The organism is Prochlorococcus marinus str. MIT 0918, assembly GCF_027359415.1.
Lineage (GTDB): Bacteria > Cyanobacteriota > Cyanobacteriia > PCC-6307 > Cyanobiaceae > Prochlorococcus_E > Prochlorococcus_E marinus_C.
This window is the reverse complement of record NZ_CP114780.1, coordinates 719,770-733,197: the sequence shown is the minus strand read 5'-3', so window position 1 is coordinate 733,197 and position 13,428 is coordinate 719,770. Positions and strand designations below refer to the sequence as shown.

The 13,428-nt window shown below is 36.5% G+C and carries 12 protein-coding genes; 7 read left to right on the top strand and 5 right to left on the bottom strand.

Annotation, left to right across the window (positions count from 1 at the left end; genetic code table 11):
* Nucleotides 1-5: 5 nt before the first annotated feature.
* The 3 genes from lpdA to O5636_RS03905 all read left to right on the top strand — a co-directional run bounded on the left by lpdA (nucleotide 6) and on the right by O5636_RS03905 (nucleotide 3,119).
* Nucleotides 6-1,451, top strand: a complete 1,446-nt coding sequence (gene lpdA, locus O5636_RS03915; RefSeq protein ID WP_269623315.1) for a dihydrolipoyl dehydrogenase — start codon at nucleotides 6-8, stop codon at nucleotides 1,449-1,451.
* An 18-nt stretch (nucleotides 1,452-1,469) separates the two neighbouring features.
* Entirely contained in the window at nucleotides 1,470-2,354 is an 885-nt protein-coding gene (gene trpC / locus O5636_RS03910) for an indole-3-glycerol phosphate synthase TrpC (protein WP_269623314.1), read from the top strand.
* A 96-nt stretch (nucleotides 2,355-2,450) separates the two neighbouring features.
* Nucleotides 2,451-3,119: a hydantoin utilization protein A gene (locus O5636_RS03905; protein WP_269623313.1), complete on the top strand. Its 669-nt coding sequence runs from the start codon at nucleotides 2,451-2,453 to the stop codon at nucleotides 3,117-3,119.
* 16 nt (nucleotides 3,120-3,135) lie between these two features.
* Here the strand turns inward: O5636_RS03905 and sodX are convergent, their stop codons facing one another.
* From sodX to O5636_RS03890, 3 genes are all read right to left on the bottom strand, one after another.
* Nucleotides 3,136-3,453, bottom strand: a complete 318-nt coding sequence (gene sodX / locus O5636_RS03900) for a nickel-type superoxide dismutase maturation protease (protein WP_269623312.1) — start codon at nucleotides 3,451-3,453, stop codon at nucleotides 3,136-3,138.
* A 22-nt stretch (nucleotides 3,454-3,475) separates the two neighbouring features.
* Nucleotides 3,476-3,949 (bottom strand): superoxide dismutase, Ni, encoded by a 474-nt coding sequence (sodN, locus tag O5636_RS03895; RefSeq protein WP_269623311.1) that lies wholly within the window; start codon nucleotides 3,947-3,949, stop codon nucleotides 3,476-3,478.
* 85 nt (nucleotides 3,950-4,034) lie between these two features.
* Nucleotides 4,035-4,634: an FKBP-type peptidyl-prolyl cis-trans isomerase gene (locus O5636_RS03890; protein ID WP_269623310.1), complete on the bottom strand. Its 600-nt coding sequence runs from the start codon at nucleotides 4,632-4,634 to the stop codon at nucleotides 4,035-4,037.
* 100 nt (nucleotides 4,635-4,734) lie between these two features.
* Here O5636_RS03890 and O5636_RS03885 point away from each other — a divergent pair, with 100 nt between their 5' ends.
* The gene (locus O5636_RS03885; RefSeq protein ID WP_269623309.1) at nucleotides 4,735-6,243 is read left to right on the top strand and encodes an apolipoprotein N-acyltransferase; all 1,509 of its coding nucleotides are present in this window, start codon (nucleotides 4,735-4,737) and stop codon (nucleotides 6,241-6,243) included.
* Here O5636_RS03885 and mnmA read toward each other — a convergent pair.
* The gene (gene mnmA / locus O5636_RS03880) at nucleotides 6,240-7,466 is read right to left on the bottom strand and encodes a tRNA 2-thiouridine(34) synthase MnmA (protein ID WP_269623308.1); all 1,227 of its coding nucleotides are present in this window, start codon (nucleotides 7,464-7,466) and stop codon (nucleotides 6,240-6,242) included. The two genes, O5636_RS03885 and mnmA, sit on opposite strands and share 4 nt — an antisense overlap.
* A 44-nt stretch (nucleotides 7,467-7,510) precedes the next feature.
* Between mnmA and O5636_RS03875 the strand changes: the two genes are divergently transcribed.
* Together O5636_RS03875 and O5636_RS03870 are read left to right on the top strand one after the other, a co-directional pair.
* On the top strand, nucleotides 7,511-9,085 hold the full coding sequence (locus O5636_RS03875) for an NAD(P)H-hydrate dehydratase (protein ID WP_269623307.1): 1,575 nt from the start codon (nucleotides 7,511-7,513) through the stop codon (nucleotides 9,083-9,085).
* A gap of 128 nt (nucleotides 9,086-9,213) precedes the next feature.
* Entirely contained in the window at nucleotides 9,214-10,155 is a 942-nt protein-coding gene (locus O5636_RS03870) for an RNA polymerase sigma factor, RpoD/SigA family (RefSeq protein ID WP_269623306.1), read from the top strand.
* A 23-nt stretch (nucleotides 10,156-10,178) separates the two neighbouring features.
* Here O5636_RS03870 and pdhA read toward each other — a convergent pair whose 3' ends face one another.
* Nucleotides 10,179-11,267 (bottom strand): pyruvate dehydrogenase (acetyl-transferring) E1 component subunit alpha, encoded by a 1,089-nt coding sequence (pdhA, locus tag O5636_RS03865; RefSeq protein WP_269623305.1) that lies wholly within the window; start codon nucleotides 11,265-11,267, stop codon nucleotides 10,179-10,181.
* Nucleotides 11,268-11,373: 106 nt separating this feature from the next.
* Between pdhA and O5636_RS03860 the strand changes: the two genes are divergently transcribed.
* Nucleotides 11,374-13,422, top strand: coding sequence for an IMS domain-containing protein (locus O5636_RS03860; protein ID WP_269623304.1), 2,049 nt, complete (start codon nucleotides 11,374-11,376; stop codon nucleotides 13,420-13,422).
* The last annotated feature ends 6 nt before the right edge of the window (nucleotides 13,423-13,428 follow it).

Below are 13,428 nucleotides of genomic sequence, written 5' to 3'. Positions count from 1 at the left end.
GAAAGGTGAGTCAAACAAATTACGATTTCGATGTAATTGTCATTGGGGCAGGTTATGGGGGCTTTGATGCCGCCAAACATGCTGCTGAACATGGTTTGAAAGTGGCAATTATTGAATCTCGAGAAATGGGTGGCACATGTGTTAATAGAGGTTGTGTCCCCTCAAAAGCATTGTTGGCAGCAAGTGGCAAAGTTCGGGAACTTGCTGATTCTGATCATCTTGCTTCGTTTGGTATTCATTCAGCACCTGTTAGGTTTGAACGAAGCAAAATTGCAGATCATGCAAATAATTTAGTTTTGAACGTGCGAAATAATTTAACTAAGACTTTAGAAAGGTCAGGTGTAACTATTTTGCAAGGCAAAGGTCGGTTGGAAGGACAACAAAAAGTTGGTCTAAGAGAAAATAATGGTGTCGATCGAGTTTTAGTCGCTAAAGATGTGATTTTAGCTACTGGATCAGATCCTTTTGTCCCTCCAGGGATAGAAATTGACGGCAGAACAGTTTTTACAAGTGATGAAGCAATTAGTCTTGAATGGCTTCCAAGATGGATAGCCATTATTGGAAGTGGTTATATAGGTCTTGAATTTGCAGATGTTTATACAGCTTTAGGTTGTGAGGTGACCATGATAGAGGCTTTGGAAAGAGTCATGCCTACTTTTGATCCTGATATCACTAAGATTGCTTCTCGCAATTTAATTGCTGGTCGCGATATAGATGCTAAGTCAGGTTTACTTGCAAGTAAGGTAACGCCAGGATGTCCAGTTAACATCGAACTTTCTGATGTTAAAACAAGAGATTTAGTAGAAGAATTAGAAGTTGATGCTGTACTTGTAGCTACGGGAAGAATCCCTAGTAGTAAGGATTTAAATTTAGAATCTATGGGTGTTAAAACCAATAGAGGTTTTATTCCTATTGATGACTCAATGAGGGTTTTGGTTGATGGTAAGTTAGTCCCCAATCTTTGGGCTGTTGGGGATGTTACTGGGAAATTAATGTTAGCTCATACAGCTGCAGCACAAGGCACTATCGCAGTTGATAACATTCTTGGTGTCGATAGAAATATTGACTATAGAAGTATCCCTGCGGCCACTTTTACTCATCCAGAGATTAGTTCGGTGGGATTATCTGAAGAACAAGCAAAAGAATTATCTAAAACCGATAGTTTTAAGCTAGGAATTGTTCGGAGTTATTTCAAAGCCAACTCCAAAGCTTTAGCTGAATTAGAGAGTGATGGATTAATGAAATTACTTTTTCGAAAAGATACTGGTGAAATACTTGGTGCACATATATATGGACTTCATGCAGCTGATCTAATTCAGGAAGTTGCAAATGCATTGTCTAGGAAACAGAGTGTATTGGAATTGTCTAGAGAAGTTCATACTCATCCGACTTTGAGTGAAGTTGTTGAGGTTGCTTATAAGCAAGCTGCTCAACAATTAAAAGGACAATAATTAATCTACTTTTTTTTAATGGAGATTCGTCGACGCCCACCTAATCCAAAAGTTAAGGTAGCTAATCTTGAGTATTCAATTCCTCATGCTGATGCAGAGCCTCGTAATATTCTTGAAAAAATAGTTTGGGAAAAAGATAGAGAAGTTAGTGTTGCCCGTAAAAATATCCCTTTAGAGAAACTCAAATCAAAAATTGAAAAACTACCTCCTTGCAAAGATTTTTTAATGCAATTAAAAGAGTCTTCAGTTAAACCAGCTGTAATAGCTGAAATTAAGAAGGCTAGTCCTAGTAGAGGAGTTATTAGAAAAAATTTTGATCCTGTTGAGATAGCAGTTGCCTATCAAGAAGGAGGAGCAACATGTTTGTCGGTATTGACTGATAAAACTTTTTTTGCAGGAGGGTTTGATGTGCTTATGGAAGTTAGACAAGTAGTTGATCTTCCTTTGCTTTGTAAGGACTTTATGTTGCATCCTTATCAAATTTATCAGGCAAGATCTGCGGGAGCTGATGCAATTTTGTTAATAGCATCAATACTCTCAGATCAGGACTTAATTTATATGAGAAAAATTGCTTTAAACCTTGGCCTTTCAATATTAGTTGAGGTCCATAATTCAAAAGAATTAAAAAGAATTCTTGCCTTAGGTGGATTTCCACTCATTGGCATTAACAATAGAAATTTGACAACTTTTAAGACAGATATAAATAATACGGAGAAAGTTATTAGAAATTTTTCAAAACCTTTAGCAGATCAGGATGTTTTTTTAGTTAGCGAGTCTGGACTTTTTATTAGAGAGGATATTGAAAAGGTTTCGTCGTTTGGTGCTAGAGCAGTTTTGGTTGGGGAATCTTTGATGAGAAAAGAAGATTTAAAAAGTGCGTTGCAGGAAATAATCGGATTGTAATTTGAAAAAACCCTATTATTAAAGTTATTGTTCTAATAAAATGTTTAACGAATCTATTGCCTTTCAGGCAGCAGGCTTAAAAACTGTGTGATTTAAATGATAATTAGTGTTTTAACTGGCTTTGCTGCTGGAGCTCTTCACGTAATTGGTGGTGCTGATCATTTGGTTGCCATGGCACCTTCCGCATTTAACAAGCCTAGATTTGCCCTTAAAGATGGTTTTGCTTGGGGCTTAGGACATTCTACTGGTGTCCTTTTGCTATCAGTATTGGCAATATTGATTAAAGATTTTGCTCAAATAGAGCGAATGTCCACTATGGCTGAGTTAAGTGTGGGTATTTTTCTTTTAATAGTTGGTGTTCTAACTATTAAAACATCGTTAGGTCTTCATATTCATACTCATACTCATACTCATAGGAATGATGGGAAACATCAACATTTTCATTTACATTTAAGAGGTGGAAAAAAACATAATAGACATTCCCATACTTCTATAAGTCTAGGTTTACTTCATGGTTTAGCAGGTGCCAGTCATCTTATAGCTGTTATTCCTGCTTTGGCTTTGCCTAGAGTAGGTGCTGTTTTATATTTATTTTTTTATCTTCTAGGTTCTTTTTTATCTATGGGTGTAATTGTTACAGCAATGTCTTTAGCAACACTTAGAGCAGGTAAAAAAACAATTCCTATGTTCTTTGGATTTACTGGGGCTCTTTCTGTTATGACAGGATTCTTTTGGATTCATAAAACTTCAAGTTTTATTCTTTAAAATACAAGAATCATTATTATTGTATAGGAATTATTTTTTCAACAATTCCTTTAATTTGATTTTTATTTACTTTTCCAAATTGACGACTGTCGATACTTATTGATTTATTGTCGCCAATAATTTCTACACTATTTTCATTTATTTTAGAAATTCTTTTGACAATTAATGAATCTCTATCCAACGGGTTTTCTACTAAAATCAATAAGTTTTCTAGAAGAATATCTTTGTTAATAAAAAAAGGTTTGTAGATAAGAAAATCACCGTCACTAATTGAAGGGGTCATTGAATTCCCAACAACACGGCAGTGTCGTCGGGAACCAATTAATAAAAGCAAGAGAGATTTTAGAATCTTCTTTTTAGCTTGCTGTTATCCAAGCATCAGAGCGACCTTTGGATTTCCAGAACATGTGATGAACTTTTTCTACAGAAGCTAATAAATCGTCTGCTTTTGATTTGTCAATATTGACTTTGCAAGCACTGCAAAGTTTTGATGCTTTCCAAAAAGTCTCATGAAGATCTGGGAAAGTAGAAAGGTGCTCTGGTTTGAAATAGTCAGTCCATAAAATCAGGAGTTCCTTTTTTGTTTCTTGAGCTTGTTCTTCTTTTATAGAGACATAGCGGGAAAATGTATTGTTATAAGTAGCCCATTCTGCAGGGTTATTCCCTGATGGAGGAGTTAAATCCAGAAGTTTTTTTGTCATAGAAACCACTGCTTCTGCTGCTACTCGAGCCGATGCAGGGTCATAAACACCACAAGGCCCATCGCAATGAGCAAGTACATTTTGGGCTGGAAGCCTTTTGATAATTGATGAAAGAACCGAACGCAACATTTGGCATTAATAAATAACCCTTATGACACATTACTTGCCAATGTCTATTAATGAGTGATTTTTTATCTATTTACTAGAAAGATTTCTATTCAACACTTAATAATTCAACTTCAAATATCAACGTTGCATTTGGAGGGATAACCCCTCCCCCTGCACCTCTTTCGCCATATCCCAAAGAAGGAGGGATGATAAGTTCACGCTTGCCACCTACTTTCATTCCGGCGACACCTTCGTCCCATCCTTTAATTACGCGCCCTGCACCAAGTTGGAAAGGAAAAGGTGCTCTGCCATAACTGCTGTCAAATTCCTTGCCATTCTCAAGTGTTCCTTTGTAATTTACAGATATTTTTTTGCCTGCTGTAGCTTCATCTCCTTCTCCAATTTTAAGGTCTGTAACTCTTAGGCCTGATGGTTTTATTTCTGTTTTTATTGATCCGCCAAGAGAATTGTTAGAGGATTGTTTTTCGCTAGCCATTTTAAAAAGAGAGGGATTAGGGTCGTCTGGGTCTAATTCCAGAGGATTGTTTATAGCTTGTATTGTTTCAGTATTAACAGGCTTAGTTTTAAAAGCATTATTAAAATCGTTGCTATTTGCTGAAACTATTGATGGAGAAATAATTTGACTGGCAATTGCGACGATTACGCATGCAAGAAAAATTGAGAAACTTAGAAAAATTTCTTTCATGGCAATTTATAATTGATTTAATATTAATTCTTGCAGAAGATTTGCAGTTGGAAACTACTTTCTGTTTTGAAGCTAATAAAAAACTAAATATTTTTTGTATATGTTTTTTCCTTGTAATAAAAGCCGCTATAAGTATTTTATTTGGGCAATAGGGGCTTTAGGAGGATTTTTTGCTGGATTCGCTCTTTCTCAGAGTGGGTTTATTTTTATTTTTTTAGCACTTCCTTTGCTTTGGGAAGCTAAGCAATTCCCTGTTGCGGGTTTCCTTTGGGGCTTTGTATCAATCCTTTTAAGTCATCGTTGGTTACTATCTCTTCATCCTCTGACATGGCTAGGAGTGCCAGAGTTGTTTAGCTTGCCCATAGCAATATTGCTGTGGTTGAGTTGTGGGGTCTTTGGTGGGGCGTTGGTTTATTTATGGTGTTTGGTTGGGAAAATAACTTTTTTTGAAAAGGCTTGGAAAAGTTCTTTAAAACAACAGGTTCTAACAGCTTTTATTTTATCTGCTTTATGGGGTCTTGTAGAAGTAATTCTTGCTAAGACTCCTTTCTTTTGGATTGGTATTGGTGAAAGCCTTTTGCAAGGTGATAGGTGGCTGGTTGGCTTGGCCAGATGGTTTGGGGAAGGAGGATTGGCGACATTAGAACTTTTTTTAGGCTGGTGGCTATGGAGAGTTGGATATGTTTTTAGAAAAAGGTTGGCATGGAAGAAGTTCTTTTTTTTAGGAGTAGCTTTTCTTTTATTTGTTCATGCTGTTGGATGGTCTTTATTAGTAGAAAGTGATTTTTCATCTACTAAACGTATAGCTCTTTGGCAAACAAATATTCCTATAAGAAAAAAATTCTCTAGAGAATTTTTGTTGAATTTGCCAGGTTCTCTTCAAGATGCTTTATCTCAATCAGAAAAATTAGGAGCTGAGATTATGGTTGCACCTGAAGGAACATTACAGCTTGGTCAGAAGCTTCTGTCTCCTTCTCAAGTTTCATTGCTTTCAGGAGGTTTTAGAGTGGTAAAAGATAAACAACGCAGTTCTTTGCTTGTTTTTAATAAAGGGGAATATTCTTATTCAGAAGCTATTGATAAATATCGATTAGTTCCTTTAGGTGAGAAGGTACCTTCTTTCCCAGGTTTTATTTTTAGAGGATTATCATTTGTAGGAGGTATTTATCCTGGAGAGGCTTCGAGGCTTCTTAAGTGGGAAGAAGGACCTTCAGTAGCAGTTGCAATTTGTTATGAGTTAAGTGATGGTAATGCTTTGGCTAAAGCCACTATGAATGGAGCTGAATGGATTTTGTCTATTGCCAACCTTGATCCATATCCAATGCTGCTTCAAAAACAGTTTCTTGCTATGGCACAAATAAGAAGTATTGAATCTGCTAGGGACTTGATTAGTGTCGCTAACACTGGCCCATCTTCATTAATTTTAAGTAATGGCAAAATCACATCAGTTATTGAGCCATTTGTAAAAGGTATTGACACTATAGATATTCATTTGTCTAACAAAATTAGCGGTTACGTTAGATGGTCAGATCTACCCTTATTCGTTAGCTTTTTAACTGCTATATTTTTTCTTTTAAGTTTTAGTATAAAGAATCAATTCTCAGATTAATTTTCACTTGATTCAATAATCCCACCTCCAAGAAGAATTTCGCCATCATAAAAAACAGCTGCTTGCCCAGGAGTTATAGAAAACTGTTCAGAGTCAAAATCTAGTTTGCAACGAAATGGACGGTTTGCTTTTATATCTTTTTCAGATGCATTAATAGGAGTTAGGTTTGCAATAACAGGATTGCTTCTATATCTTAATTGCACTTCTACTTTTATTGGTTTAGTTGGTGGTTCAATTGAGACCCAATTAATTACTCCTACAGTACATTTTTGCTTGCTTGCTTTTGACCTAGGAGCAACTATTACTCGATTTGTAGAAGCTTGAATTTCTATTACATAAAGAGGCTCTTCCCAGGCAACACCTAAACCTTTCCGTTGACCAATAGTGAAATGCTCAATTCCATCATGTACACCAATTTCCTTCCCGGTTTCAAGAATTATTTTCCCTTCACGTGGAGGCAAATAGTTATCCAAAAAAGCTTTCATTGATCCATGATGTTCAACGAGACATAAATCTTGGCTTTCAGGTTTTTTGGCTGTTTTTAATTCTAATCGACTCGCTTCCTTTCTTGTATCTGATTTTTTCAACTCACCTAGGGGAAAAATAACTTTTGCAAGTATCTCTTGAGAAAGGTCATAGAGGAAATAACTTTGATCTTTATTTGGATCTAGACCTCTTAGTAGAAGATGACGTTTCTTTGATTTTTTTTGGGGAGATCCTTTTTCTTTTTGAGGGTCACAATGTCTTATCCGAGCATAGTGTCCTGTAGCAATACGATTTAGTCCAAGATTTGTTTTTGCCCAGTGCAATATTGGTGAGAATTTCACAAATCGATTACATCTTGAACATGGTGACGGAGTGATGCCTTCCTTATAACCGCTTACTAAGGATTCAATAATTTCTTTTTGAAATGTCTCCCTTGTATCAACTATGTGGTGATCTATTCCAAGTTGATTGCAAATACTTGCGGCATCAACTAGCCCTTCTGAGCAGCATGATCCTTTCCCACTCATTAGCCAAAGAGTAATACCTTTTACATCCCACCCCGCTTCAACAAGAAGAGCAGCAGTTAGAGAGCTGTCAACACCGCCTGAAAGCCCTACTGCAACAGCATGTTCCCCTGGTATTGATTTCAGCTTTGCTAGGACTTCATCCCCTTGACGAGTCTCTTTGGAGTTTGTGGGGGTAGATAATTCTTTTTTGTTCGTAGTAAAAATAGTCATTACGGTATTAATTTCTTCATAGTGGGGAAATATGCGGAAAAGTTTTGACCTGGCCTAATTTGGATGCAAACCATTTAATTGTCTCATCTTCACAGATGAAAGGCATAGAGGAGAAACTTTTTTCATATGGAATGCCAGTAGAGGCATTAATGGAGAAGGTAGGTTTAGAAATGAAGAAATGGTTTATAGAAAATCCTAGGCTGCTTGAAAATGGGGTAGTTGTTTTAGTTGGACCTGGCCATAACGGAGGAGATGGATTGGTTTTAGCAAGAGAACTTCATTTATTAGGTGTTGAAGTTTTTTTATGGTGTCCATTTGTCAATAAAAAATCATTAACAGTTCGTCAACTTTCTTATTGCTATTCAATTGGTATTAAAGAGTTACAAAGCCCACCAGACCCAGCTGGCAATTTTCTTTGGATTGATGCTTTGTTTGGGCTTGGGCAAAACAGGCCTTTGCCTCAAGAAATAGGGTTCCTTTTGCAATCACGAGAAAGAGTTAAACCAGGTAAATTGATTAGTCTGGATGTGCCAGCTGGTATATGTTCAGACACTGGGAAATCTTTTGATGCAGGCGTTGCTACAGCTTTATTTACTTTGACTGTGGGCTTAATTAAGTCAGGCTTAATACAAGATATAGCTTTGAGGTATGTAGGAACACTTGTCAGAGTTGATATTGGGATCCCAGAAATAGCTTTTGAATTATTACCTGCGAGTGTTCCATTGAGAATTTATTCAAAAGATATTGATTCGTTTTTATTGCCTAGAACACTTCCAAATGCAACTAAATATCTTAGGGGAAGAGTAGCGGTTATTGCAGGTAGTGATCAGTTTAAAGGTGCTTCTTTATTAGCATTGCAAGGAGTTATTGCGAGTGGAGTTGGAAGTGTTCAAGCTGTATTGCCAAAAGATATTGTGAAATCTATTTTTGCTCAGGTGCCAGAAGTGGTTTTTTATAACTATTCAAACGATTCAAATGAACAATCTATTTTTATTCATAATTGCCTGAAAGAAATTAACCTAGATCGAATTGATAGTTTATTAATTGGCCCAGGATTAGGTGGTGCAGATGAACAATGGTCTGATTTTTCTCCCATGCTTGAAGACTTTATTGGACTATTGGTATTAGATGCAGATGCATTAAATAGGCTTGCATTGTCTCAAGAAGGATGGAAATGGTTGCCTAGGAGAAAAGGCCCTACTTGGATAACACCTCACTTAAATGAGTTTCGTCGTTTATTCCCTGATATTGCAATTTCTTCTCCCTTAGAGGCAGCTGTTTTAGCAGCACGGATTAGTGGTGCAGGGATTTTGCTAAAAGGTGCAAATAGTGTAATTGCCACGCCTAATGGCTTGGCTTGGCAATTAGTTGACACTTCTCCTTATGTTGCTCGTACTGGATTGGGTGATGTTTTGGCTGGCTTTACAGCAGGTTTTGGAGCATTGGGAGTTTGTTCAGAGGGAAAACTAGATTTTGATTTATTTGCGTTTGCAGTTCTCTTACATTCCCACGCAGCTAAGAATTGTAATGAAGGAACTAATGCAAGCTCTATTTCTAGATTTCTGGGAAAACTTGTAAAGACGATTCAGATGCAAAATGTTCAAGCGGATACACTTTAGTGTCTAATATGACGTTTTTTAGCCGAAATGTTTACGTTTCAAAGCAAGAATCTGAAGGGTTTTTGAAGCATTGACCTGTTTTGCAAAATCTGTAGGAAAGTCAACTATCACGAGTTTGGGAAAAAAAAATGGTTTCATCAGCACCCAAGCCAGCTGAAACGCAGAAAAGGCGTAGTACTGATCCAATCAGTTGGTATCTGGCAACTATTGGAAGAGTGCCATTGCTCACTCCTGCTGAGGAAATTGAACTAGGCAATCAAGTTCAAGTAATGATGAACTTGACAGAAGATGGAATGGTTGATGAGCAAAAGAAAAAATTCACTTCTCATGAACGTAGATTGATTCGCATAGGCAGAAGAGCTAAAGAAAGGATGATGAAAGCAAATCTACGTCTTGTAGTTAGTGTCGCTAAGAAATATCAAGGAAAAGGATTGGAGCTTCTAGATTTAGTTCAAGAAGGTTCTCTTGGTTTAGAGAGAGCTGTAGAAAAGTTTGACCCCACACGTGGCTATAAATTTTCTACCTATGCTTTTTGGTGGATTCGTCAAAGTATGACAAGAGCCATTGCTTGTCAATCACGCACAATTCGTTTACCAGTTCATTTGAGCGAAAGACTCGCAACCATAAGAAAAGTAAGTTTAGATTTAGCCCATAAATTAGGAGCTATGCCCAATAGACTTGAAATTGCTGAAGAGATGGATATAGAGGTTGAGGAGCTTGATTCAATATTGAGACAAGCACTTACTACTAGTAGTCTTGATGCTCCAGTCAATGGAGATGATGGAAGAAGCTTTTTAGGGGATCTTATAGCTGATGGATCTGCTGAAGAACCTTTAGATAAAGTTGAGCAAAGTATTCATCAAGAACAATTAGGGAGATGGTTAACTCATTTAAGTGAGCAAGAACAACATGTTCTTAAATTAAGATTTGGACTTGAAGGACATGACAGACATACTCTTGCGGAGATAGGAAGATTGTTAGAGGTCTCTAGAGAACGTGTTCGTCAAGTTGAATTGAAGTCTTTAAGAAAATTAAGGAATTTGACTCGCAAACTACCTAGTGGAATTTAAATAATTAACTTATTGATTTGTGTTTATTCTGCCCAAATATATTTTGTGAGTTCAGCTGGGTCTGGATCTGGAGCTCCTAGAGCAAATTCGACTGCATCATTAACTTCTTGATCGATTTCTTTTTCTATTGCTCTTAGTTCATCTTTTGAGATCAAATCTTCTTCTAAGAGATTTTTTTCAAGAAGTTTTAAGGGGTCTCTTTCGGCCCAAAAATTCTTTTCTTGAGCAGATCTAAGTTCGTCAGGATCAGCTAGAGAATGGCCTCTGAATCTATAAGTTAGGCACTCAATAAGAGTTGGGCCCTCCCCTGATCTAGCCCTCTCTATAGCCCTTATTGCAGCCTCTCTAACTGCAAGAACATCCATGCCATCAACTTCCTCTCCTTTCATTCCAAAAGCCTCTGCTTTTCGCCATATCTCAGGTTCGCTAGTAGCTCGATTATGAGCCATTCCAATAGCCCATTTATTATTTTCCACAACGAAAAGAATTGGTAACTTCCATAACTGAGCCATGTTTAGACATTCATAAAATTGTCCAATATTGCATGTTCCGTCTCCAAAGAAGGCTGCTGTAACAGAGTTGCTATTGCTGTCGTTAAAAACTTCTTTTTTATAACGACTAGTAAAAGCCGCTCCAAGAGCTACAGGAATTCCTTCTCCAATAAATGCATAACCACCTAATAAGTGGTGCTCTTTAGAAAATAGATGCATTGATCCTCCTCTCCCTTTACTGCACCCAGTCTCTTTACCAAAAAGTTCACTCATGACTTCTCTTGCTGGTACTCCTGCACTTAAAGCATGAACATGATCGCGATAAGTACTGCAAAACCAATCATGTTTTAACTTCATTGCTCCTATAACCCCTGTACTAACAGCTTCTTGTCCGTTGTATAAGTGAACAAAACCAAACATTTTGCCTCTGTAATACATTTCAGCGCATTTATCTTCAAACCTTCTGCCCAGAGTCATATCACGAAAGAGTCTTAGGCCTATGTCTTTACTTATTGAAATTGGCTGTTGATTGGAAATTTTAATAATGCGTTCTGAATGACTCTCTTTAGAGGTAGGAGCCTGGTTGCCAGATTGATTAGCCACGTTTGTTGAATGAATCATGTTAACAACTGTCTATCTATGTATAACTTTAAAGGGCTATGGGGTGAATAAGCATTGCAGAGATCTTTGTTCTGTCTAAAGTTTATGACTAATAGCTTGGTTTTGATTGGAACTGCCGATCGATCATTTTCGTTTACTAGGCGTAAATGCCTCTGCAGACCCTGAAGAGGTTTTGAGGTTTTTTCATTTACGCTTAGATCGCCCTCCGGAACAAGGTTTTACTCCTGAGGTCCTAGATCAGCGTTCAGAGCTTTTACGCCGCTCTGCTGATTTGCTATGCGATAATGAGTTGAGAAAAAATTATGAAACGGATCTATTGAATGGTGCTTTAGGTCTCGAATTGTCATCGAATCGAGAAGTTGCTGGCTTAATATTGTTATGGGAAGCAGGTAATTCTTTTGAAGCTTTTAAATTAGCTAGAAAATCTCTGCAACCTCCTCAAGCACCTGCACTTGGGAGTGGTAGAGAGTCTGACCTGACACTTTTAGCGGCACTTTCCTGCAGTAATGCAGCTTCTCAAGAAAAAAGTCAAAGGCACTATTCATCTGCTGCGGAGCTTTTAGAAGAAGGCATTCAATTGTTGCAACGGATGGGGAAACTTCCAGATCATAGGCAATCACTTGAGAAAGAGTTAGAAGAATTACTTCCGTATAGGATTCTTGATTTATTAAGTAGGAACTTGTCAGATCAAAAGTCTCATCAAGATGGAATTAATTTACTTGATGGATTTGTTTTACAGAGGGGAGGATTGGAAGGTAGAAAGATTGATTTAAGTTATGATTTAAAGCAATCAGATTTTGAAATATTCTTTCAACAAATTAGAAAGTTTCTTACAGTTCAGGAACAAATAGATCTTTTTTCTCATTGGTATAAGAATGGATCTTCTGATGCAGGCTTCTTATATTCAATTTCTTTAGTTGCTTCAGGTTTTTCTCGAAGAAAACCAGAATCGTTGAAAAAAGCAAGGAAGCAAATATCTAAACTTAATTTAGAAGGCTTTGATGCAATGCCATTGCTTGGATGTATAGAGCTTTTACTTGCTAATGTTTCTTCTGCTGAGGAGCAATTTGCAAAAAGTTCTGATTTAGATTTACGCTATTGGTTGGATAGCTATCCAGGTGAGAAATTAGCAGCTTTATGTGACTATTGTAGGAACTGGTTAAAAGAGGATGTATTAATAGGTTTTAGAGATATAGATGTTGATTCAGTTGATTTAGAAGCTTGGTTTGCAGATCGAGATGTTCAAGATTATATAGCAAAAATAGATAGGAGAGGAGCTTTTGGAATGGCTAGGGCAGGATTCTCTTTTGTATCAGGACGTGCTAATGAAAACCCTAATAGAAAGAAAGATTTTAATTTATTTAAAGAAGAGGAAAAAGAGTCTTTGGATAATAAAACAAGTGGCGATTCTTTAGAGGAGGGTGATTTTGAAGATTATGATAGTAGCTCTTTTATTCTCTTAGAAAGAATTACCTCTGGATATAGAAATATAATTAATAATATCACGAATCCACTAAATAACTTTTCAAAATCTAATTTGAAAATTAGAGAAAATAAATTATTGATTAGTTCCTTTTTATTTATTTTTCTATTCTTCTCTGGGGGGGTAATAGGATGGCTTTCAATTAGAGATCAGATTAAAGAAAATAATATCTCTACATCAATTAAAATTGAAGATAAATTAAAGTCTAAAGATCAAATTGAGAAAAAAATTTCTGATTCTCAAGAATCTCTAATTTTAAAAAATAAATCGGATTTTAAGCCTTTAATTGATAAATCTCCTAGTAAAGATCAAATCCTTGAGCTCATAGAGGTATGGCTTTTAGCTAAAGCTGATATTCTTTCAGGCGGACAAAACAAAAATTTACCTATTGTTGCTAGGAACACTCTTGTTAAAATCGTTAATGAGCAACGTTCCAAAGATAAAGACTTAGGAGAAAAACAGATTATCAAGACCAAGATAGAATCCATTAATATAGAAGATCAAACTAATAAAAGGATTGCTGTTAAAGTTATAATTACTTATCAGGATAAAAGAATTAAGGAATCTGGTGAAGTAGTTTCTGAGACAAATATTCCTTCTTTAACAGTTAAATATATTTTAGGTAGAGAAAAGAATCTATGGCAGTTAGTTAATTTTTCGAGCGGAACTTAAATAGCA

Excerpts from the sequence above, each read along its gene's own strand:
- trpC (WP_269623314.1), top strand. The coding sequence starts at position 1,470 with ATGGAGATTCGTCGACGCCCACCTAATCCAAAAGTTAAGGTAGCTAAT.
- O5636_RS03890 (WP_269623310.1), bottom strand. The coding sequence starts at position 4,634 with ATGAAAGAAATTTTTCTAAGTTTCTCAATTTTTCTTGCATGCGTAATC.
- O5636_RS03905 (WP_269623313.1), top strand. The coding sequence starts at position 2,451 with ATGATAATTAGTGTTTTAACTGGCTTTGCTGCTGGAGCTCTTCACGTA.
- mnmA (WP_269623308.1), bottom strand. The coding sequence starts at position 7,466 with ATGACTATTTTTACTACGAACAAAAAAGAATTATCTACCCCCACAAAC.
- sodN (WP_269623311.1), bottom strand. The coding sequence starts at position 3,949 with ATGTTGCGTTCGGTTCTTTCATCAATTATCAAAAGGCTTCCAGCCCAA.
- O5636_RS03870 (WP_269623306.1), top strand. The coding sequence starts at position 9,214 with ATGGTTTCATCAGCACCCAAGCCAGCTGAAACGCAGAAAAGGCGTAGT.
- O5636_RS03885 (WP_269623309.1), top strand. The coding sequence starts at position 4,735 with ATGTTTTTTCCTTGTAATAAAAGCCGCTATAAGTATTTTATTTGGGCA.
- pdhA (WP_269623305.1), bottom strand. The coding sequence starts at position 11,267 with ATGATTCATTCAACAAACGTGGCTAATCAATCTGGCAACCAGGCTCCT.